The sequence below is a fragment of the Xenorhabdus indica genome (assembly GCF_014467235.1).
GTDB classification, from domain to species: Bacteria; Pseudomonadota; Gammaproteobacteria; order Enterobacterales; family Enterobacteriaceae; genus Xenorhabdus; species Xenorhabdus indica.
This window is the reverse complement of the sequence record NZ_NKHP01000005.1, coordinates 158,197-180,851: the sequence shown is the minus strand read 5'-3', so window position 1 is coordinate 180,851 and position 22,655 is coordinate 158,197. Positions and strand designations below refer to the sequence as shown.

Sequence of the window (22,655 nt, the reverse complement as noted above, 5' to 3'; positions counted from 1 at the left end):
TTATTCTCTCAGAAGGCATTTTCGTCAATTGTTTTTGTATAGTGATTTATATAAATGGCTTTCAAAACGAGTCAGAGGAACACGGCGCTGACGCTGATCTTCAGGAGAGACGGAGTAAGACGAAATAAATTGAACAAAAGCGATCTGCTGTCCGCTGGCAGCTTTCATAAAGCCAGCAAGATTATATACACCTTGCAAAGATCCTGTTTTCGCAAAAACTTTACCATTAACGCCAGCTTCATGCAGGCCGGGACGATAGGCTAGTGTGCCATCATAACCGGCTTGCGGCAGCATGGAGATAAAATCCAGTTCGTTATTGTGTTGGGCAATGAATTGTAAAATCTCCATCATGGTTGAAGGAGTGATAAGATCATGACGTGAGAGGCCGGAACCATCAACTAAGACGCTATTACCAAGATCAATACCTGCCTTTTGTTTTAAGATCTGACGAACAGCGTCAGAGCCGGAGCGCCAGGTGCCGGGAACGTTAAAGTAATAATGTCCCAGGGTGCGAAAAACGGTATCAGCTATCATATTATCTGACTTTTTTAGCATGATTCTAAGCAGGTCATGTAAAGGTATTGATTGATTCAATGCGAGGATCTTTTCCGGTTGTTCAGAAAGCGATTGGCGTCGTAGATGGCCTTTTAACTCAATTCCAGCAAGATGTAGTTCATTTTTCAGAATAGCACCCACATAGCTTGCTCCATTCTGGATAGCAAATGCCAGTGGTAAGGGTTCACTACGTTGTGTCAGACAGCCAGTCAGCGTATATCGGTTTAATTCTCCTGTTGTCACATCAAGTTCACAATACTTTGCTTCTGGAGAACCTTTCGCAAGTGTTTTTACTTCACTGAATATATTGACAGGATAATACGAAGGAACATGGACAGTGGCTAATGCATCAGCTTGTTCAGCGCTGTAGAGTAAGACTGAAAAACAGTTTTTATCCACAATAGCGGCAGCAGGAGGGGCACTAAAACATTGTGTCATATCATTCCATACCCAACCGGGGGCTTTATCGTGGCTGGAAAAAATGGAAATATCCATGATGAGATCACCCTCGATCTGCTGTACACCAGATTGTTTTAACTTTTCTACCATATTACGCAGTTGTGTGCGTGTTAGCGATGGATCACCAACGAAACGGGCGATAAGATTGCCTTTTAATCTGCCATCTTCAACATGAGCGTCACTTTCTAATGTAGTCACAAAACGGAAATCTTTGCCAAGCTGCAATAAGGCAGCTAATGCTGTCACAATTTTCTGAGTACTGGCAGGTAATGCCAATTGCTGTCCATGATAATCAATGAGAGGTGTTTTTTCGCCGACTTTCTGGGCGATAAATGAAAAATTAGTTCCCGCTGGCAAATATTGAATATTTTCTTCAATTGAAGATGCATTTGCACTGAAAATACTCAGGCTCAAACTGAGCACACAAGCTATTCTGCTGATAATCTTTAAAAGAGCCATAGATCTCGCATATAAATGTGGATGTATTCCGATAATATTTGTATCAATAATACTAAGATGCAATTCAGGAAAAAGTAAACGATGATCCATCATCAACTCTACGTTAAAATGATAGATTAGCAGTTTAAATATGTATGTGAACTATCAGAGTATTCTGTAGTTTATACTCTTTTTATTGTCTGGAAGCCCGCCTGATAGGGTGTGCTCATTGTGTTGTAATCTATTGCAAGATATTGTTATTGCAAGAGAAGTGATGCTATTGCAAAAATCAGGAAGATGTTGTCTGGGCTTAGGATTGATTTAGAGGTTTGATAAATGAAACAAATTCCGATGACGGTACGTGGCGCAGATAAATTGCGCGAAGAATTAGAATATTTGAAAAATGTACGTCGCCCTCAAATTATTACTGCAATCGCTGAGGCGCGTGAGCACGGTGACTTGAAAGAAAATGCTGAATATCACGCTGCTCGTGAGCAACAGGGATTCTGTGAAGGCCGTATTCAAGAAATTGAAGCTAAACTTTCTAATGCACAAGTGATCGATATCACTAAGATGACCAACAATGGCCGTGTCATTTTTGGTGCAACGGTAACGGTGTTAAACGTTGATTCTGATGAAGAACAGACTTACCGCATTGTGGGGGACGATGAAGCGAATATCAAAGAAAACCTGCTGTCGGTTAACTCGCCTATTGCCCGTGGTTTAATTGGAAAAGAAGTGGATGATGTTGCTGTGATTGATACTCCGGGCGGCAAAGTGGAATATGAAGTTCTGAACGTTGAGTATATTTGATATTCAATTTAAAGGTTGAATTAACCTTCCCGCTTGTAGAGCGGGGAGGGGCGTAGAAAACAGCGATTATATATTGATGATGGAAATAAAAAGGCCTGATTTGGCCTTTTTTATCATGGTAGAATGGCACTTTTGTATAAATATGTTGAGATTATTTCGGTAAACTAATCTTGCGTTCTTTCGATGGGCGGTAGAGAACTAGCATTTTTCCAATAATTTGCACATTATATGCGCCAGTTTCACGAACAATAGCTTCCGCGATCAAAGTTTTGATTTCACGGTCTTCGCCTGCAACCTTGACTTTGATAAGCTCGTGATGCGAAAGGGTTTGTTCGATTTCGGCCAATACGCCTTCAGTCAGTCCGTTGTTACCGATCATAACAACAGGCTTTAATGAATGAGCGAGACTTTTCAGGTATTGCACTTGTTTCTTGTTAAGAGTCATCGTTTTTTTGCTTAGTTGGGATTGAAAACGACATATTCTACCGCCATCTCCTATCTATCACCATAAGTGTGTGGTGTGGTTTGATAAGAGAATGCAAAAATAGGGCTCTTTATTAGTATAGTTGGAAAGAACAATGGCCAATAAAAAACGCTCAGCAAGCTCAAGTCGCTGGTTACAGGAACATTTTAGTGATAAATATGTTCTTCAGGCGCAGAAAAAAGGGCTTCGCTCCCGCGCTTGGTTTAAACTTGATGAGATACAGCAAAGCGACAAAATCTTTAAACTGGGCATGACCGTTGTTGATTTAGGCGCTGCCCCAGGTGGGTGGTCTCAGTACGTAGTCAGTCAGATTGGTGATCGTGGTCGGGTAATTGCCTGTGATCTTTTGCCGATGGATCCCATTGTCGGAGTTGATTTCCTACAGGGGGACTTCCGTGATGAGGTTGTATTGAAAACATTGTTTGAGAGAGTTGGTGATAATAAAGTCCAGGTCGTCATGTCGGATATGGCTCCCAATATGAGTGGAACCCCCGCGGTCGATATTCCTCGATCCATGTATCTGGTTGAGTTAGCGTTGGATATGTGTCGTGATGTGCTGGCCCCTGGGGGTAGTTTTATCGTCAAAGTGTTTCAGGGAGAGGGCTTTGATGAGTACCTGAGGGAAATACGCTCCCTTTTTACGAAAGTCAAAATTCGTAAACCAGACGCTTCGCGGGCACGATCACGTGAAGTATACATTGTAGCGACAGGGCGGAAAGTGTAGTACTCTGCTGCTATTTGTTAACACAGTTGTAATATGAGGTTAATCCCTTGAGTGACATGGCGAAAAACCTGATTCTCTGGTTAGTCATCGCAGTTGTCTTGATGTTATTGTTCCAGAGTTTTGGTCCCGGCGATTCCAGTGGTCGTAGGGTGGATTACTCGAACTTCATCAGTGAGTTATCACATAATCAAATCAGTGAAGTACGTATTTCGGGTCGTGACATTGATTTCACTAAGAAAGACAACGGTGGAAAATATAGCACGTATATGCCAGTTCAGGATGAGAAGCTGCTGGATACGCTGCTCAACAAACAGGTAAAAGTTGTTGGTGAACCACCAGAGCAACAGGGCCTGTTAGCGACTCTCTTTATTTCATGGTTCCCAATGCTACTGCTGATTGGCGTTTGGATCTTCTTTATGCGCCAAATGCAAGGTGGCGGTGGTAAAGGAGCGATGTCTTTCGGTAAAAGCAAAGCCCGTATGTTAACGGAAGATCAGATCAAAACCACGTTTGCTGATGTTGCTGGTTGTGATGAAGCAAAAGAAGAAGTAGGTGAATTGGTTGAATACCTGCGTGAACCCGGCCGTTTCCAGAAACTAGGTGGTAAGATCCCGAGAGGTATCCTGATGGTAGGGCCTCCGGGTACAGGTAAGACTTTACTGGCGAAAGCAATTGCAGGTGAGGCTAAAGTACCATTCTTCACCATTTCTGGTTCTGACTTTGTTGAAATGTTTGTTGGTGTTGGTGCTTCTCGTGTTCGTGACATGTTTGAACAAGCGAAGAAAGCCGCTCCTTGTATTATCTTTATCGACGAAATTGATGCCGTAGGGCGCCAACGTGGCGCTGGTTTAGGTGGTGGACACGATGAACGTGAACAGACGCTGAACCAGATGCTGGTTGAAATGGATGGCTTTGAAGGTAACGAAGGCATTATCGTTATCGCTGCAACTAACCGTCCTGATGTTCTGGACCCTGCTCTGTTGCGTCCGGGCCGTTTCGACCGTCAGGTTGTCGTTGGTCTGCCAGATGTTCGCGGTCGTGAACAGATTCTAAAAGTTCATATGCGCCGTATTCCATTGAATACTGACATTGATGCTTCCATTATTGCCCGTGGTACACCTGGTTTCTCTGGTGCGGATTTGGCAAACCTAGTGAACGAAGCAGCTTTGTTTGCCGCTCGCGGCAACAGACGCGTCGTCTCTATGGTGGAATTTGAGAAGGCAAAAGATAAGATCATGATGGGTGCAGAGCGCCGTTCAATGGTCATGACAGAAGAGCAGAAAGAAGCCACCGCTTACCACGAAGCAGGACATGCCATCATTGGCCGTCTGGTTCCTGAACATGATCCTGTCCATAAAGTGACAATCATTCCCCGTGGTCGCGCATTGGGTGTAACTTTCTTCTTGCCAGAAGGTGATCAAATCAGTGCCAGCCGTCAGAAATTAGAAAGTCAGATTTCTACTTTATACGGCGGCCGTCTTGCAGAAGAGATCATCTACGGTCCAGATAATGTTTCTACGGGTGCTTCCAATGACATTAAAGTGGCGACATCTATTGCCCGTAACATGGTGACACAATGGGGCTTCTCGGAAAAACTAGGTCCACTGTTGTATGCGGAAGAAGAAGGCGAAGTTTTCCTTGGCCGTTCTGTGGCTAAGGCAAAACACATGTCGGAAGATACTGCACGTTTAATTGATCAAGAAGTGAAAGTTATCATTGATCGTAACTATCAGCGTGCACGTCAGATTCTGATGGATAATCTGGATATCTTGCATTCAATGAAAGATGCTTTGATGAAGTACGAAACCATTGATGCGCCTCAGATTGATGACCTGATGAACCGTACTACAGTCCGTCCACCGGCGGGTTGGGAAGGCGATAACGATAATGGCGGTAATAGCAGTAATAATCGTCAGAATACATCGTCTCAGCAGCAAGCCACGAAACCTGCGGATGGTAATCCAACTGCATAATCTATTCAAACCAAGGGCGATCATTGATAGAAGGTTGCCTCTGGTTTTGACAGACCGTACTTACTAAACCCTAGGTTTATCCTGGGGTTTTTAACATTAAGGCCCCCTAGCGATGAAACTGACTTCCAGAGGCAGCATTCTTGACTTTTCCCATCCGCAAGTCATGGGAATTCTGAATGTTACCCCTGATTCCTTTTCAGATGGTGGTACTCACCGTACCCTTAATGCGGCACTACAACATGCTGCCAGAATGATTGAAGAAGGAGCCACTATTATTGATGTTGGTGGCGAATCGACGCGTCCCGGTGCTGATGATGTCAGTGAACAGGAAGAACTAGATCGCGTTGTACCTGTAATAGAATCTTTGGCACAGCGTTTTAAGGTGTGGATCTCTGTTGATACGTCAAAAGCTATCGTAATGCAGGAAGCTGCCAAAGCAGGGGCTCATATCATTAATGACATCCGTTCATTGCAGGAGCCGGGTGCACTAGAGGTGGCCGTAAAAGCAGAGTTACCAGTTTGTTTAATGCACATGCAGGGACAACCCCGAACAATGCAGGTAGAGCCCCACTACGAAGATGTTGTGGCAGAAGTCAAAACGTACCTAGAAGAGCAGATTGAACGCTGTGTTGCGGCAGGCATTAAAAGAAACAAGCTGATGATAGATCCGGGATTCGGTTTTGGTAAGAATTTATCACATAATTATCAACTATTGGCTCATTTGAAAGAGCTCCACCATCTTGGCTTGCCGATTCTGGCTGGTATGTCACGTAAGTCTATGATTGGTCAGTTACTTCATGTTCCACCACAGGAGAGAGTAACGGGAAGTGTTGCTTGTGCTGTCATTGCGGCTATGCAGGGAGCTCATATTATTCGCGTGCATGATGTAAAAGAAACGGTGCAGGCAATGCAGATTGTTCAGGCAACCTTGTCAGAGAAGACGATTGTTCGTCAGTAGAGACCTCCCGGAAAAATTATCAGCAAGACACAGATTGTGAACAAAGAATACGTTCAGCAAAGGAAGAAAGAAATTTATGAGTAGCCGTAAATATTTTGGTACTGATGGAATCCGTGGCAAAGTCGGTAATAGTCCGATTACCCCTGATTTTGTTTTAAAACTTGGTTGGGCCGCGGGTAAGGTACTGGCGCGTCATGGTTCTCGCAAAATTATTATTGGTAAAGATACCCGCATTTCCGGCTACATGTTGGAATCTGCTTTGGAAGCGGGATTGGCAGCCGCGGGACTATCAGCATCGTTTACTGGCCCGATGCCGACGCCAGCCGTAGCATACCTGACTCGTACTTTCCGCGCTGAAGCGGGAATCGTTATTTCTGCTTCCCATAATCCTTACTACGACAACGGTATTAAATTCTTTTCCATTGATGGCACTAAACTTCCTGATGATGTGGAAGAAGCCATTGAAGCCGAAATGGAGAAGCCGCTGACTTGCGTAGAATCCGCTGAATTAGGGCGTGCTAATCGTATCGTTGATGCGGCAGGCCGTTATATCGAATTCTGTAAAGGCACATTCCCTAGTGAACAAAGTCTAAATGGATTAAAAATTGTATTGGATTGTGCTAATGGTGCTACCTACCATATCGCACCGAATGTTCTCAGAGAGTTGGGCGCCGATGTGATAACCATTGGTTGTGAGCCCAATGGCATCAATATCAATGAAGAATGCGGTGCGACAGATGTCCGGCTATTACAGAAACGGGTTTTGGAAGAGCAGGCAAATGTCGGTTTGGCATTTGATGGCGATGGTGATCGGATAATCATGGTTGATCATTTAGGTCAGAAAGTGGATGGAGACCAGATACTTTACATCATCGCACGTGAAGCATTGCGACAAGGGCAACTGCGCGGTGGAGCAGTGGGAACGTTGATGAGCAATATGGGATTGGAGTTGGCGTTGAAACAGCTTGGTATTCCATTTGAACGTGCCAAAGTCGGTGACCGCTATGTACTGGAGACGTTGCAAGAAAAAGGCTGGCGTTTAGGCGCAGAAAATTCAGGCCATGTCATATTACTGGATAAAACCACAACAGGTGATGGTATCGTTGCTGGTTTGCAGGTATTGAGTGCTATGGTGCGCAACAATATGAGTCTGCATGATCTATGTAGTGGCATGAAATTGTTGCCCCAAGTGCTGGTCAATGTTCGTTTTAGTGGTGATAACGATCCTTTGCAATCAGAACGAGTACTCGAAGTTGTTAAAGAAGTTGAAGCTGAGTTAGATGGTCGTGGTCGGGTACTGTTACGCAAATCGGGCACGGAGCCACTAATCCGTGTGATGGTAGAAGGTGAAGATGAGGAACAGGTTACGACACTGGCACATCGTATCGCAGATGTTGTGAAAAAATAGCCTGATTTGCTGTTTTTTTCTTCGATCAGCATCAGTATTTGAAATTAACCTTGCTTGTCTGAAACGCTTTGGTTAGTATTCACACCCGCTCAATAAGTTAATTTTTTTAACTTTGAGCGGGTGATGCAGTATAACGTTACCAGAGTTATGACGTTACCAAAGTTATGGCAAATCCCACGAGGAAACGGGTACAACATATGTATGAAGCTCTTTTAGGTATATTCTTGCTGGTCGGTATCGGGCTCATCGCTCTGGTTCTGCTGCAGCAGGGGAAAGGTGCTGATATGGGTGCTTCCTTTGGTGCGGGTGCGTCTGCAACAATATTTGGTTCATCGGGTTCTGCGAATTTTATGACCCGTATGACAGCAGTTTTTGCAACACTGTTTTTTGTTATTAGTTTGGTTCTGGGTAATATGACCAGTAACAGAACTGGTTCAAGTGGTAAGTGGGAAAATATTGCTGAACCTGCACAAGTTGAGAAACAAACAGAAGTTCCAGTAGTGCCAGCAAAGCCGACTAAACCGAATAGTGATATCCCACAGTAACTCTTGATAGAAAGTTTTCGGTAAAAAGAAATAGTCAGAAAAAGAATTGAAGTAGGGTTGTTAATTTAAACAGTTGGTATCTTAACAGATTAAGATAACAGTTCTACAATCAGTGCCGAGGTGGTGAAATTGGTATACACGCTACCTTGAGGTGGTAGTGCCTAAACAACGGGCGTACGGGTTCAAGTCCCGTCCTCGGCACCATTAATCTAGAAACTTGCGTTTTTAGTGTTATCAGCGTAAGATTTGCCACGTTTTCGAACGCGGGATGGAGCAGCATGGTAGCTCGTCGGGCTCATAACCCGAAGGTCGTCGGTTCAAATCCGGCTCCCGCAACCACTTCTTAACAACATATACCCTTTCAAATAGTTATGATTTAGCAGCCTAGGGTATCAATCCTGATTTGACAGGTTGCTTCCAGAGGTATAGCTTTGAGAGGTATAAAAGAAGTTGGTTGAGACCACTGGCAGTAAATAGGGTCCAGTTGCATAAAGCCCCGGTTTTCGGGGTTTTTTGTTATTTGACAGCAGAACTACTGGGCTAATATAGCCCTTTTTTTATGTCTTGGGGGTGGGCTTGTCCACATTAGAGCAAAAATTAACAGCGATGATTTCAGCACCAGTTGAAGCTTTAGGTTTTGAATTAGTGGGCCTGGAGTTTATTCGCGCACGTGTATCGACACTGCGGGTCTATATCGATAGTGAGGAGGGTATCACTGTTGATGATTGTGCTGATGTTAGCCATCAGGTCAGTGCAGTACTCGATGTCGAAGATCCGATCTCAGGGCTTTATAACCTGGAAATATCTTCACCGGGGCTAGATCGTCCACTGTTTAAGGCTGAACACTACCAGAGTTTCATGGGGGAAGAAGTCAGCTTGATGTTACGCATGGCAATGCAAAACCGTCGTAAATGGCGAGGAATTATCAAAGCTGTTGATGGTGAAATGATTACGGTTACGGTGGATGGAAAAGACGAAGTGTTCGCACTGAGCAACATCCAGAAAGCGAATCTGGTACCCCACTTTTAAAGTTCAGATGAGGCAACTAGGATGAATAAAGAAATTCTGGCTGTTGTGGAAGCGGTTTCTAATGAAAAATCTCTCCCTCGTGAAAAAATCTTCGAAGCATTAGAGATTGCATTGGCGACAGCCACCAAGAAAAAATATGAGCAGGAAATCGATGTCCGTGTTTGCATCGATCGTAAATCCGGTGATTTTGATACCTTCCGCCGTTGGTTAGCTGTTGAAGAAGTCACTCTGCCGACGCGTGAAATCACATTGGAAGCTGCAAAATTTGAAGACCCAGAAATTGAACTGGGTGGTTATATTGAAGATCAAATTGAATCAGTAACTTTTGACCGTATTACAACTCAGACTGCAAAACAGGTTATCGTGCAGAAAGTACGTGAGGCTGAACGTGCAATGGTTGTCGATCAGTTCCGCGAACAGCAGGGTGAGATCGTGACTGGTCAGGTCAAAAAAGTAAATCGTGATAATATTACGCTTGATTTGGGTAATAATGCTGAAGCGGTTATTTTGCGTGAAGACATGCTGCCACGTGAAAACTTCCGTCCGGGTGACCGCGTGCGTGGTGTCTTGTATGATGTGCGTCCAGAGGCACGTGGCGCACAGCTTTTCATTAGCCGTTCTCGTCCAGAGATGCTGGTTGAATTGTTCCGCATCGAAGTACCGGAAATTGGTGAAGAAATTATTGAAATCAAAGCTGCTGCCCGTGATCCGGGTTCCCGAGCCAAAATCGCGGTGAAAACTAATGACAAGCGTATCGATCCGGTCGGTGCTTGCGTAGGTATGCGTGGTGCAAGGGTACAGGCCGTTTCCAGTGAGTTGGGTGGCGAACGAATTGATATCGTATTGTGGGATGACAATCCTGCGCAATTTGTTATTAATGCAATGGCTCCGGCGGATGTTGCATCTATCGTTGTTGATGAAGATAACTGTACGATGGATGTTGCCGTGGAAAACAGCAATCTTGCTCAGGCGATTGGTCGTAATGGACAAAACGTCCGTCTGGCGGCACAATTGCTGAAAAAACATCGTGGTGATGACAAGTGGGAACTGAATGTCATGACTGCGGAAGAGCTGCAAGCGAAACATCAGGCAGAAGCTCATGCTTCTATTGATACATTTACTAAGCACCTCGACATTGATGAAGATTTCGCCACTGTATTGGTCGAAGAAGGTTTCTCCACACTGGAAGAGTTGGCTTATGTGCCAATCAATGAACTTCTGGCAGTGGAAGGCCTTGATGAGGAAACCGTTGAAGTTCTCCGTGAACGTGCAAAAGCGGCCTTGACGACGCTGGAACTGGCTCAGAAAGAGGGTCTTGGTGATCAGCAACCAGCCAAAGATTTACTGGATCTGCCTGGCATGGAGCGTACTTTGGCGTTTAACCTGGCTGCCCGTGGCATTTGCACTCTGGAAGATCTTGCCGAGCAGGGTATCGACGACTTATCTGATATCGAAGGACTGAATGATGAGAAAGCAGGAGAACTCATTATGGCAGCCCGTAATATCTGTTGGTTTGGCGATGATGCATAAATAAACTGTAGCAGGAAGGAACAGAATGACAGAGGTAACCGTAAAATTACTGGCAGAAGAGATCCAGACATCGGTTGAACGCCTGATCCAGCAATTCGCTGATGCTGGCATTCAGAAAACCGCAACTGACTCTGTTTCCCAGAAAGAAAAAGAAGCTTTGCTGGCCCACCTGAACCGCGAACAAGGCGGTACTGGCGGTCAGCCAGGTAAATTAACACTACAGCGTAAAACGCGCAGTACACTGAACGTCCCTGGCACCGGTGGCAAAAGTAAATCGGTAGCGATTGAAGTCCGTAAAAAACGCACATATGTGAACCGTGACGCGATTGAACAAGCTAAAGCGGAAGAACAGGCGAAGCGTGAAGCGGAAGAGCAGGCTCGGCGCGAGGCAGAAGAAAAGGCGCGGCTTGAAGCTGAAGCGAAGAAACTCGCGGAAGAGCAAGCGAAACGTAACGCGGAAGAACAGGCAAAACGCGAAGCAGAAAAGCAAGCTCAACGTGAAGCAGAAGAAAAAGCCAAACGTGAAGAGGCTGAAAAGGCTCAGCGTGAGGCAGCGGAAAAAGAAAAAGTGACTAAGCAACATACCGAAAAGAAATCGAAACCAGTGCAAACTGAGCCAGCAGCGCAAACTGAAAAAGCGCGTCGTGAAGCTGAAGCAGCAAATTTAAAACGCAAAGCTGAAGAAGAGATGCGTCGTAAAGTTGAAGCGGAAGCAAGACGGGTAGCAGAAGAAGCTCGCCGCATGGCAGAAGAAAATCAGGATAAATGGTCTGACGACTCTGATCTTAATGACAGCAATGACTATCATGTAACCACTTCCCGTCATGCCCGTGATGCGGAAGATGAGAATGACGCTAAAGTTGAAGGCGATCGCCGTGCCCGCAGCCGTGGCGGCAAATCCTCCCGCCAGAAGAAGAATAATAAACATTCTGAATCGAAAGCTGATCGTGAAGAAGCACGTGCAGTCGGCCGTACCAAAGGCAAACAGCGCAAAACCTCTGCTTTGCAGCAGAGCTTTACCAAACCTGTAGCAGTCGTTAACCGTGATGTAGTAATTGGTGAAACCATTACCGTTGCTGAACTGGCTAATAAGATGGCTGTTAAAGGCTCCCAGGTCATCAAAACCATGATGAAGATGGGGGCAATGGCGACCATTAACCAGGTTATCGATCAGGAAACAGCTCAACTGGTTGCCGAAGAAATGGGGCACAAAGTTATTCTGCGTCGTGAGAACGAGCTAGAAGAAGCGCTGATGAGCGATCGTGACACTGGTGAAACTCAGGCTGAGCCCCGTGCGCCTGTGGTTACCATCATGGGTCACGTTGACCATGGTAAAACCTCTTTGTTGGATTATATCCGTTCAACCAAAGTGGCTTCCGGTGAAGCGGGCGGTATTACACAGCATATCGGTGCATATCATGTGAAAACTGAAAAAGGCATGATCACCTTCCTGGATACTCCAGGCCATGCTGCATTTACCTCCATGCGTGCTCGTGGTGCTAAAGCAACCGACATTGTTGTTCTGGTTGTCGCTGCGGATGATGGTGTGATGCCTCAGACTATTGAAGCTATCCAGCACGCCAAAGCAGCTAGTGTGCCGGTAGTTGTTGCGGTTAATAAAATTGATAAACCAGAAGCTGATCCGGATCGCGTGAAGAATGAACTGTCGCAGTACGGCATTATTCCGGAAGATTGGGGCGGTGAAAACCAGTTTATCAATGTATCTGCTAAAGCAGGTATTGGTATTGATGAATTGCTGGAAGCTATCTTGCTGCAAGCTGAAGTTCTGGAGCTGAATGCGGTTCGTACTGGTATGGCAAATGGTGTGGTCATTGAATCCTTCCTGGATAAAGGCCGCGGTCCTGTTGCAACCATTCTGGTGCAGTCCGGTACTCTGAACAAAGGTGATATCGTTCTGTGCGGCTTCGAATATGGCCGTATCCGTGCGATGCGTAACGAACTTGGTCAGGAAGTCATGTCTGCCGGCCCATCTATGCCAGTGGAAATACTTGGTCTGTCCAACGTGCCATCTGCGGGTGATGAAGCAACTGTTGTACGAGATGAGAAGAAAGCCCGTGAAGTGGCATTGTACCGTCAAGGCAAATTCCGTGAAGTGAAACTGGCTCGTCAGCAGAAATCTAAACTGGAAAACATGTTTGCTAACATGGAAGAAGGTAAAGTATCTGAACTGAACATCGTCCTGAAAACCGACGTTCAGGGTACGTGCGAAGCGATTTGTGATTCACTGATGAAGTTGTCTACTGACGAAGTGAAAGTGAAAATTATCGGTTCCGGTGTGGGTGGTATCACTGAAACTGACGCAACGCTTGCGGCAGCATCCAACGCAATCATTTTGGGCTTCAACGTCCGTGCTGATGCTTCTGCACGTCGTATCATTGAAAACGAAAGTGTTGATCTGCGTTATTACTCCGTTATCTATAGCTTGATTGATGAAATCAAACAGGCAATGAGCGGTATGTTGGCTCCAGAATACAAACAGCAAATCATGGGGCTGGCAGAGGTCCGTGATGTCTTTAAGTCACCGAAATTTGGTGCAATTGCTGGCTGTATGGTGACAGAAGGTACCATTAAACGTAATAATCCAATCCGTGTTCTGCGTGATAACGTGGTTATCTACGAAGGTGAACTGGAATCCTTGCGTCGCTTTAAGGATGACGTTAACGAAGTTCGTAATGGCATGGAATGTGGTATTGGTGTGAAGAACTACAATGATGTCCGTGTTGGCGATATGATAGAAGTCTTCGAAGTTGTTGAAATTAAACGCTCCATCGATTAAAAAACCACAATTACCCAATAGATTTCAGGTAGTAGCTTGAAAGACGGGTATAGATTCATCCATTCTTGGGGGGCTTAATGCCCCCCAAAATGTCAGGAGATAAAACAATGGCAAGAGAATTCAGTCGTACTCAGCGCGTTGCACAAGAAATGCAAAAAGAGATTGCCATCATTTTACAGCGTGAAGTCAAAGATCCCCGTATCGGTATGGCCACTGTTTCTGGTGTTGAGGTTTCCCGCGATCTGGCTTATGCCAAAATATTTGTGACTTTTCTTAATGTGTTAGTAGAAGAACATGATTCAGATAAGGTTCAAGAGGGTATTAAGGCATTGAATGAAGCCTCTGGATTTATTCGTTCTTTACTGGGCAAAGCGATGCGTCTGCGTATTATTCCTGAACTGACGTTTTCTTACGACAGTTCTTTGATAGAGGGGATGCGTATGTCAAATTTGGTGACTAATGTCGTAAAAAATGATGAGCAGCGTCGTGCTTCTGCGGATCATAACGAGGAAAAGTAATGGGGCGTCGTCGGGGTCGTGCGATACACGGCGTACTGTTGCTGGACAAGCCGCAGGATATTTCCTCCAATGATGCTTTACAGAAAGTAAGGCGGGTCTTTAATGCCAGCAAAGCAGGTCATACAGGTGCGTTAGATCCGCTGGCAACTGGAATGTTGCCGATTTGTCTGGGTGAAGCGACCAAGTTTTCTCAGTTTTTGCTGGATTCTGACAAACGCTATAGAGTCATTGCCCGTTTAGGACAGCGCACTGATACTTCCGATTCTCATGGAAAAATCATTTGTGAACGTGAAGTTCAGGTGACTCTGGCTCAGCTTGATGAGGCATTGGAAACATTCCGTGGTGATACCATGCAGGTTCCTTCCATGTACTCTGCATTAAAACATCAGGGAAAACCGCTGTATGAATATGCTCGTCAGGGCATTGAAGTTGAGCGGGAAGCGCGTCCAATTACTGTTTATGAATTGCAGTTCATTCGCTGGGAAGGTGATGAACTGGAGCTGGAAATCCACTGTTCCAAAGGGACTTATATCCGTACTATCATTGACGATTTAGGAGAGTTGTTGGGTTGTGGTGCCCATGTGATTTATCTGCGTCGTTTGCAGGTTGCCAATTATCCTAATCATAGAATGGTGACATTGGAACAGTTATATGAGTTAAAAGAACAGGCGGAAAGACAACAGATTGAAACAGGAGAATTGCTCGACCCATTACTGTTACCGATGGATACGGCAGTTGTGCATTTCCCTGTAATTCATCTGACATCTGTTGTTGCTGCTTATTTTAAGCAGGGACAGCCTGTTCGTAGCCAGCACCGTTTACCATCTGGTGAGTGGGTACGTATTACCGAAGGAGATGAAAACAAATTCATCGGTATTGCCGTGATTGATGATGATGGCTTAGTGGCTCCGCGTCGTTTGGTAGTGGAAGATAATGTTAGTTAAAACTTATGATAGTAAAAACCGAATGATGGTTGAATTATATCAAAAGTAAGCATTTATGGGGTTATCTTGCGCTTCACCTATTTGCAGCGTAGAATAATGCGCCTGTATATGAGTGGCTGAATTAGAGATCGGCACTCGTCATTCATAATCTATTATTTGGAGTTATACTATGTCTCTAAGTACTGAAGCAAAAGCGCAGATTATTGCTGAGTTTGGCCGTGGCGCTAACGACAGTGGTTCTAGTGAAGTTCAGATTGCCCTGCTGACTGCACAAATCAACCATCTGCAAGGTCACTTTGCAGAGCATAAAAAAGATCACCACAGCCGTCGTGGTCTGCTGCGTATGGTTGCACAGCGTCGTAATCAACTGAACTACCTGAAGCGTAAAGATCTGGCACGTTACACCGCGCTGATTGAGCGTCTGGGACTGCGTCGCTAATTGATGAGTTTCAGTGGAAAGGGGCCTATCGGGCCCCTTTTCTTCTAGAAAGTAGAATTTAAGAAACTTAAATTCCGTTTCTGAAATATTTGAACCTCTTCAGCTACAGTGACTCGCGCGGCTAATGAGAGTACTTAAAAGGATATACCCGGTAGATGCTAAGTTATAGCGCGGCTAACAAAGTTGCACTTGAAAGACAAAGGGGATTAAGCGCTGTCATTAGTCGTGAGGGTGTAGCAATGAAGAGAATATCCATTGTTGCTGATAGTTAAAAGGCAGCAACACTAACGAAGGAATATTATTTTGCTGAATCCGATTGTTCGTAAATTCCAGTATGGTCAGCACACGGTGACCATCGAAACAGGCATGATGGCTCGTCAAGCGACAGCGGCTGTTATGGTAAATATGGATGACACTGCGGTATTTGTTACCGTTGTTGGTCAGAAAAAAGTGAAACCAGGTCAGGATTTTTTCCCACTGACTGTTAACTATCAAGAACGTACATATGCTGCTGGTCGTATTCCTGGCAGTTTTTTCCGTCGTGAAGGCCGTCCGGGTGAAGGTGAAACCCTTATTGCCCGTCTTATCGACCGTCCATTGCGCCCACTGTTTCCGGAAGGTTTCCTGAATGAAGTTCAAATCATTGCAACCGTTGTTTCCGTAAACCCACAGGTTCACCCGGACATCGTTGCTATGATCGGTTCTTCTGCGGCGTTGGCATTGTCTGGCATTCCATTCAATGGCCCAATTGGTGCAGCGCGCGTTGGTTATATCAATGATCAGTATGTATTGAACCCAACCAGCGATGAGCTGAAAAACAGTCGCTTGGATTTGGTTGTTGCAGGTACTGAAAGCGCTGTACTGATGGTTGAATCCGAAGCGGATCTGCTGACAGAAGAGCAGATGTTGGGTGCGGTGGTGTTCGGCCATGAACAACAGCAGATTGTGATTGATAATATCAATGCACTGGCTGCTGAAGCGGGTAAAGAGAAGTGGGATTGGACACCAGAGACTGTCAACCAATCTCTGCATGATCGCGTTGCTGAGTTGGCAGAAAGCCGTTTGGGTGATGCTTACCGCATTACTGAAAAACAGGAGCGTTACGCTCAGGTTGATACTATCAAAGAAGAAGTTTCTGCTATCATTTTGGCAGAAGCAGCAGAAAAAGGTGTTGAACTGGAAGAGACAGAAGTGCTTGAAGTATTGTCTGTTCTGGAGAAAAACGTCGTTCGTGGCCGTGTCCTGCGTGGCGAGCCTCGCATTGATGGTCGTGAAAAAGATATGGTTCGTGCACTGGACGTTCGTACTGGCGTATTGCCACGTACTCACGGTTCATCTCTGTTTACCCGTGGTGAAACTCAGGCACTGGTTACAGCAACATTGGGTACTGAACGTGATGCTCAGGTGATCGACGAACTGATGGGAGAATACACAGATCGCTTCCTGTTCCATTACAACTTCCCTCCATACTCTGTTGGTGAAACGGGTATGGTTGGTTCGCCAAAACGTCGTGAAATTGGTCACGGTCGTTTGGCGAAACGTGGTGTTCTGGCGGTAATGCCTAGCATCAACGAGTTTCCATATACCGTTCGTGTGGTTTCTGAAATTACTGAATCCAATGGTTCCTCTTCTATGGCTTCCGTCTGTGGTGCTTCATTGGCACTGATGGATGCAGGTGTACCGATTAAGGCCGCAGTTGCAGGTATCGCCATGGGACTGGTGAAAGAAGGCGATAACTTTGTGGTTCTTTCTGACATTCTGGGTGATGAAGATCATCTGGGTGATATGGACTTTAAAGTTGCGGGTAGCCGTGATGGTGTCAGCGCATTGCAGATGGACATCAAAATTGAAGGTATCACCCGTGAAATCATGCAAATTGCTTTGAATCAGGCTAAAGGTGCTCGTTTACATATACTGAACGTAATGGAGCAGGCAATCCAGAGTCCACGTAATGATATCTCTGAATTTGCGCCACGTATTCACACCATCAAAATAAATCCAGATAAGATCAAAGACGTGATTGGTAAAGGTGGTTCCGTGATCCGTGCTTTGACTGAAGAAACAGGCACAACTATTGAAATCGAAGATGACGGTACAGTGAAGATAGCAGCGACTGATGGTGAAAAAGCGCGTCATGCTATCAGCCGTATTGAAGAGATTACTGCTGAAGTTGAAGTTGGCCGTATTTATACTGGTAAAGTTACTCGTATTGTTGACTTTGGCGCATTTGTTGCGATTGGCGGTGGTAAAGAAGGATTAGTACACATTTCTCAGATCGCAGACAAACGTGTAGAGAAAGTCACTGACTATTTGCAGATTGGTCAGGAAGTTCCTGTCAAGGTGCTGGAAATTGACCGTCAGGGTCGTATCCGCCTGAGCATGAAAGAAGCAGTAGCTAATACTATGCTGAATATTATCGATGAAACATCACAATCACCGGAATCATCAGTAGAATAAATTTGACGTAAAGAACGGTGTCCTGTAAAAAGGGCGCCGTTTATCTCCAATAGATTTCGCATTGTCGCCAACAAAGGACAATTTGAAAGATAAAGGAAGGCAGTTAATTTCTGGCGGGATGCCTGAAATATACAATGTGGGTGGAACAACCGTGGGTGGAGTAACAGGGCATTCTGATTAATGTCTGACTTCGGGAGTGGGAAATGAATTCTTTTCTGCGCTGGTATTACGTTGCAGCTATTTTTCTCCTTATAGGATGTGGCAGCACTGAGTGGCGTAAAAATGAAGTTTTTGCTATTCCACTTCAACCAACATTGCAACAAGAGGTTATTTTGGCGCGCATGGAACAAATACTTGCGAGCCGCTCTCTTAAGGAAGATGAGTATGCACAGCTTTTATATGAAAGAGGTGTGCTGTATGATAGCCTCGGGCTGAGGGCATTGGCACAGAATGATTTTTCAGTTGCTTTGTCTATCCGTCCTGATATTCCTGAGATTTTTAATTACTTGGGGATTTATTTTACGCAGGCAGGCAATTTTGATGCTGCCTATGAAGCGTTTGATTCTGTTTTAGAGCTTGATCCAACTTACAACTACGCGCGAATGAATCGCGGAATTGCACTGTATTACGGTGGCCGTTATCGTTTAGCGCAGGATGATCTGCAGGCGTTTTATCAAGACGATCCAAATGATCCCTTCCGTTCGTTGTGGTTGTACCTTGTGGAAGAGAAAATCGATCCGAAGGTTGCAATGACTAATTTGTCGCATCGCTTTGACAAAACGAACCGGGGGCTATGGGGCTGGAATATTGTTGAATTCTATTTAGGTAAGATCAGTGAGAAGACACTGATGAAACGCCTGAAACAAGGTTCGACAGATAACACTTCGCTCGCTGAGCATCTCAGTGAAACTGACTTCTATTTAGGTAAGCATTACCTAAGTCTGGGGGATGAGGATAGCGCGGTTGCGTTATTCAAGCTGACGGTAGCTAATAATGTCCATAACTTTGTTGAGCACCGCTATGCATTGTTGGAATTGGCGCTGCTAGGCCAAAGACAAGATGACCTATCAGAATCGAACCAACAATAGCTGACGAACATTTTCACGACAGATTTTTAAGTCCACATCTATAAGAGGTGGGGATTTGTTTGTTCGTTTTATAACATAATTTGAGCCAGTTCACATTTTAAATGAAAATGACAGAAATTCTTTTCACTGTGTTATGTAGACTGGCCGCCACGATCAATGAGGCACCATTACATGACCACTGAGACTGAAATCTCTTTTGCTGATTTAGGATTATCAGCACCTATTCTTTCTGCACTGCAAGACATGGGCTATGAGAAGCCCTCACCAATTCAACAGCAATGTATTCCTCACCTGTTAAATGGTCGTGACGTGTTGGGTATGGCGCAGACTGGTAGTGGTAAAACTGCGGCTTTCAGCTTGCCTTTACTGCATAATATTGATGCTGAGCTTAGAGCTCCACAGATCCTTGTGTTAGCACCGACCCGTGAACTGGCGGTACAGGTTGCTGAAGCATGTTCAGATTTTTCCAAACATATGCGTAGTGTGAATGTTGTCGCGCTCTATGGTGGACAGCGTTATGACGTTCAATTGCGTGCTTTGCGCCAGGGGCCACAAGTTGTAGTGGGAACACCGGGTCGTCTGCTGGATCACCTGAAGCGTGGTACGTTGGATCTGTCCAACCTGAGAGGTCTGGTGCTGGACGAAGCTGACGAAATGCTGCGTATGGGCTTTATTGAAGATGTTGAAAACATCATGAGTCAGATCCCGGCAGAACATCAGACTGCATTGTTCTCAGCGACTATGCCTGAAGCGATTCGTCGTATCACTCGTCGTTTCATGAACGAGCCACAGGAAGTTCGCATTCAGACCAGTGTAACCAACCGTCCGGATATCAGCCAGAGCTATTGGTCTGTTTACGGTATGCGTAAAAATGAAGCACTGGTACGTTTCCTTGAAGCAGAAGATTTTGATGCGGCGATTATTTTCGTCCGTACCAAGAATGCGACTCTGGAAGTGGCAGAAGCGCTTGAGCGTAACGGTTATAACTCTGCGGCACTGAATGGTGATATGAATCAGGCTCTGCGTGAACAGACTCTGGAGCGTTTAAAAGATGGCCGTTTGGATATTCTGATCGCAACAGATGTTGCTGCCCGTGGTTTGGATGTTGACCGTATCAGTCTGGTTGTTAACTATGATATTCCGATGGATGCTGAGTCATATGTACACCGTATCGGCCGTACCGGTCGTGCTGGTCGTGCCGGTCGTGCGCTGCTGTTTGTTGAAAACCGTGAACGCCGCTTGCTGCGTAACATTGAACGCACTATGAAGTTGACAATCCCGGAAGTAGAGCTGCCGAATGCTGAACTTCTGAGCCAGCGCCGTCTGGAAAAATTTGCTGCTAACGTTCAGCAGCAGTTGGAAAGCAGCGATCTGGATCAATATCGTGCTCTGTTGTCTAAATTGGGCACCAGTGACGAGTTGGATATGGAAACATTAGCTGCGGCATTGCTGAAAATGGCACAAGGTGAACGTTCATTGATCCTGCCACCAGATCCGGTTCGTCGTCCTCGCCGTGAATTCAATGATCGTGATGACCGTCGCCGTAATGGTAATGGCTTTGGTGATCGTGACAGAGGTGATAAAGGCGACAGGGGTGACCGTCCTCGTCGTGAGCGCCGTGATGTTGGCGATATGGAACTGTACCGCATTGAAGTGGGTCGTGATGATGGTGTTGAAGTACGCCACATTGTGGGTGCTATTGCTAACGAAGGTGATATCAGCAGCCGTTACATCGGTAATATCAAACTGTTCGCAACGCACTCCACAATTGAGTTGCCAAAAGGGATGCCAGGGGAGTTACTGACTCACTTTACCCGTACACGTATCCTGAACAAACCAATGAACATGCAGTTGTTAGGCGATGCACAGCCATTTGAACGTCGTGAGCGTCGTGGTGGTGGTCGCAACAGTAATGGTAATGGTGGCAATGGTCCACGTCGTGATCGTGACGGTTTTGGTAACGGCGGTGGTCGTCGTTTTAACAATGAACGTCGTGGTGGCGGTGAGCGTGGTTCTTTCCGTGGTCGCAATAATGACGATTTCAACGGTGGTGCACAACGTCGTCGTCAGCAACAAAGCAATGGTAACGTTTAATACACCATTGATTATTGTTTCGTGTTAGCAATAACACGCTGAAATATCGAATTGAAATAAGCCCTTTCTCTTTATAAAAGAAAGGGCTTTTTTATGTTTTCAATATTCTCATTTTCGTAGCCAATTTTCTGGCTGTATGAAGTACTTTCTGAACGTGAACTGAAACCACTCGTTATAGACTGCTTTTTATTGCTGTTTTTTAAATCAAAAATCAGATGATTTCTTAACTCACAGCTTGTGTATTAATTCTCAGTATTTCTTTGATTTCTAAATCTGAAAGTAAGTGCTCACCTTGATGAATAACCATTTTTTTCATTCTGGATCGAGAGCCACTATAGGCCACTTCTAATAGCACACGTTCTTCGACGGAACAAAGACCGCCTTCGGATTGCTCTAATGGATGGATAAGTACCCGATGTTTGCGTCCGAAGAATCTGTCAATGAATCGGATGAGGCCATGTTGCTTAAGCAGCAAATGCAATTGCTGCTCTGCATTATAAAAATCACCAACCAATAAGCGGGAAGTACTGAAATTTCCTGTAATACTCAGTTCTTTTTGATTACTGAGATTTTTCAGGATCATTTGGTTGGTTTTGATTTTTAGATAGAGATCGGCCATACATTTCCCTATTTTATTTTTGGCTTAATGATAGAGAGTACAGAATTATTTCTAAAAAATGATTAAATTAACCCCAGTTCTTCTTTGAGAGGCTTTAAATAACGGCGGCTGACAGGAATACGTTCATCATTGCGCAATACCAATTCCGCCTGGCTGTTTTCCCCAAAAACAATCTCCCGTAAATGGGCCATATTGACAAGATACTGCCGATGGCAGCGAGTCAGAGGCGTACGGGTTTCCAAAGTGCGCAAGGTCAATTCAGTAAAACCTTCCTGTCCGTTGGCACTCATTACATATACACCACTCAAACGTGAGGTGATATACAGCACATCATCCAGTTGCATCAGCCATATCCGGCTGTGTCCTGTGCAGGGAATATATTTCAGTTGCTCATTTTCGGAGTGTAAATCTGCCAGACTCTGTTTTTGATAACCCGACCGAAGTCGTTGTAATGTCTTGCTCAGTCGCTCTTTTTCCAGCGGCTTTAGCAGATAATCAAACGCATGTTCTTCAAATGCCTGTATGGCATATTCATCAAAAGCGGTAAGAAAAACGATATAAGGGCGATGCTCAGGGTCAAGCATACCCACCATTTCAAGCCCAGTGATGCGAGGCATTTGAATATCAAGGAAAATCACATCCGGTTTCAGACGATGAATGGTGCCAATGGCTTCTACTGCATTGGCACATTCACCGATGATCTGAATATCTGTTTCCTCTTCTAACAGGCAACGTAAATTTTCACGGGCCAGTGGTTCATCATCAATAATTAATACATTCATA

At 45.1% G+C, this 22,655-nt stretch carries 19 protein-coding genes and 2 tRNA genes; 17 read left to right on the top strand and 4 right to left on the bottom strand.

The features are described 5' to 3' along the window. Nucleotides 1-24 precede the first annotated feature (24 nt). The gene (dacB, locus tag Xind_RS06180; protein ID WP_187649674.1) at nucleotides 25-1,473 is read right to left on the bottom strand and encodes a serine-type D-Ala-D-Ala carboxypeptidase; all 1,449 of its coding nucleotides are present in this window, start codon (nucleotides 1,471-1,473) and stop codon (nucleotides 25-27) included. A gap of 315 nt (nucleotides 1,474-1,788) precedes the next feature. On the opposite strand from dacB, the gene greA reads away from it, so the two are divergent. Next, nucleotides 1,789-2,265, top strand: a complete 477-nt coding sequence (greA, locus tag Xind_RS06175) for a transcription elongation factor GreA (RefSeq protein WP_038261474.1) — start codon at nucleotides 1,789-1,791, stop codon at nucleotides 2,263-2,265. 151 nt (nucleotides 2,266-2,416) lie between these two features. Here greA and yhbY read toward each other — a convergent pair whose 3' ends face one another. Further along, entirely contained in the window at nucleotides 2,417-2,710 is a 294-nt protein-coding gene (gene yhbY / locus Xind_RS06170; RefSeq protein ID WP_047684398.1) for a ribosome assembly RNA-binding protein YhbY, read from the bottom strand. Between the two features lie 133 nt (nucleotides 2,711-2,843). Between yhbY and rlmE the strand changes: the two genes are divergently transcribed. The 16 genes from rlmE to Xind_RS06090 all read left to right on the top strand — a co-directional run bounded on the left by rlmE (nucleotide 2,844) and on the right by Xind_RS06090 (nucleotide 21,253). After that, the gene (gene rlmE, locus Xind_RS06165) at nucleotides 2,844-3,473 is read left to right on the top strand and encodes a 23S rRNA (uridine(2552)-2'-O)-methyltransferase RlmE (protein WP_047684401.1); all 630 of its coding nucleotides are present in this window, start codon (nucleotides 2,844-2,846) and stop codon (nucleotides 3,471-3,473) included. A gap of 47 nt (nucleotides 3,474-3,520) precedes the next feature. Beyond that, nucleotides 3,521-5,446, top strand: a complete 1,926-nt coding sequence (gene ftsH, locus Xind_RS06160) for an ATP-dependent zinc metalloprotease FtsH (RefSeq protein ID WP_187649673.1) — start codon at nucleotides 3,521-3,523, stop codon at nucleotides 5,444-5,446. 112 nt (nucleotides 5,447-5,558) lie between these two features. Next, nucleotides 5,559-6,404, top strand: a complete 846-nt coding sequence (gene folP / locus Xind_RS06155) for a dihydropteroate synthase (RefSeq protein WP_187649672.1) — start codon at nucleotides 5,559-5,561, stop codon at nucleotides 6,402-6,404. A 76-nt stretch (nucleotides 6,405-6,480) separates the two neighbouring features. Next, nucleotides 6,481-7,812: a phosphoglucosamine mutase gene (gene glmM, locus Xind_RS06150; RefSeq protein WP_047684410.1), complete on the top strand. Its 1,332-nt coding sequence runs from the start codon at nucleotides 6,481-6,483 to the stop codon at nucleotides 7,810-7,812. Nucleotides 7,813-8,009: 197 nt separating this feature from the next. Continuing rightward, nucleotides 8,010-8,357 carry a preprotein translocase subunit SecG gene (gene secG, locus Xind_RS06145; RefSeq protein WP_047684412.1) on the top strand — a complete coding sequence of 116 codons (348 nt, stop codon included), beginning with the start codon at nucleotides 8,010-8,012 and terminating at the stop codon, nucleotides 8,355-8,357. A gap of 114 nt (nucleotides 8,358-8,471) precedes the next feature. Continuing rightward, nucleotides 8,472-8,561, top strand: a tRNA-Leu gene (locus Xind_RS06140). A 58-nt stretch (nucleotides 8,562-8,619) separates the two neighbouring features. Further along, nucleotides 8,620-8,696, top strand: a tRNA-Met gene (locus Xind_RS06135). Nucleotides 8,697-8,933: 237 nt separating this feature from the next. Continuing rightward, a complete protein-coding gene (gene rimP / locus Xind_RS06130; RefSeq protein WP_047684417.1) occupies nucleotides 8,934-9,386 on the top strand; it encodes a ribosome maturation factor RimP in 453 nt (150 codons plus the stop codon). A gap of 21 nt (nucleotides 9,387-9,407) precedes the next feature. Further along, nucleotides 9,408-10,916, top strand: a complete 1,509-nt coding sequence (gene nusA, locus Xind_RS06125; protein WP_187649671.1) for a transcription termination factor NusA — start codon at nucleotides 9,408-9,410, stop codon at nucleotides 10,914-10,916. A 25-nt stretch (nucleotides 10,917-10,941) separates the two neighbouring features. Further along, a complete protein-coding gene (infB, locus tag Xind_RS06120) occupies nucleotides 10,942-13,713 on the top strand; it encodes a translation initiation factor IF-2 (RefSeq protein WP_047684422.1) in 2,772 nt (923 codons plus the stop codon). A gap of 107 nt (nucleotides 13,714-13,820) precedes the next feature. Continuing rightward, nucleotides 13,821-14,231 carry a 30S ribosome-binding factor RbfA gene (gene rbfA / locus Xind_RS06115; protein ID WP_047684425.1) on the top strand — a complete coding sequence of 137 codons (411 nt, stop codon included), beginning with the start codon at nucleotides 13,821-13,823 and terminating at the stop codon, nucleotides 14,229-14,231. Beyond that, complete coding sequence (gene truB, locus Xind_RS06110; protein WP_047684428.1) at nucleotides 14,231-15,175, top strand: tRNA pseudouridine(55) synthase TruB; 945 nt, start codon at nucleotides 14,231-14,233, stop codon at nucleotides 15,173-15,175. The genes rbfA and truB overlap by 1 nt, the downstream gene beginning before the upstream one ends. A gap of 169 nt (nucleotides 15,176-15,344) precedes the next feature. Then, nucleotides 15,345-15,614 (top strand): 30S ribosomal protein S15, encoded by a 270-nt coding sequence (gene rpsO / locus Xind_RS06105; RefSeq protein ID WP_038261508.1) that lies wholly within the window; start codon nucleotides 15,345-15,347, stop codon nucleotides 15,612-15,614. A 303-nt stretch (nucleotides 15,615-15,917) separates the two neighbouring features. Continuing rightward, entirely contained in the window at nucleotides 15,918-18,071 is a 2,154-nt protein-coding gene (pnp, locus tag Xind_RS06100; RefSeq protein WP_187649670.1) for a polyribonucleotide nucleotidyltransferase, read from the top strand. Between the two features lie 203 nt (nucleotides 18,072-18,274). Next, nucleotides 18,275-19,159 carry a lipoprotein NlpI gene (gene nlpI, locus Xind_RS06095; protein ID WP_047684435.1) on the top strand — a complete coding sequence of 295 codons (885 nt, stop codon included), beginning with the start codon at nucleotides 18,275-18,277 and terminating at the stop codon, nucleotides 19,157-19,159. 171 nt (nucleotides 19,160-19,330) lie between these two features. Beyond that, nucleotides 19,331-21,253 (top strand): DEAD/DEAH family ATP-dependent RNA helicase, encoded by a 1,923-nt coding sequence (locus tag Xind_RS06090; protein WP_187649669.1) that lies wholly within the window; start codon nucleotides 19,331-19,333, stop codon nucleotides 21,251-21,253. 223 nt (nucleotides 21,254-21,476) lie between these two features. On the opposite strand, the gene Xind_RS06085 is transcribed toward Xind_RS06090, so the two are convergent. Together Xind_RS06085 and btsR are read right to left on the bottom strand one after the other, a co-directional pair. Next, nucleotides 21,477-21,872, bottom strand: coding sequence for a hypothetical protein (locus Xind_RS06085; protein ID WP_187649668.1), 396 nt, complete (start codon nucleotides 21,870-21,872; stop codon nucleotides 21,477-21,479). A gap of 62 nt (nucleotides 21,873-21,934) precedes the next feature. After that, nucleotides 21,935-22,654 (bottom strand): two-component system response regulator BtsR, encoded by a 720-nt coding sequence (gene btsR / locus Xind_RS06080; protein ID WP_047684440.1) that lies wholly within the window; start codon nucleotides 22,652-22,654, stop codon nucleotides 21,935-21,937. Nucleotide 22,655: the final 1 nt, after the last annotated feature.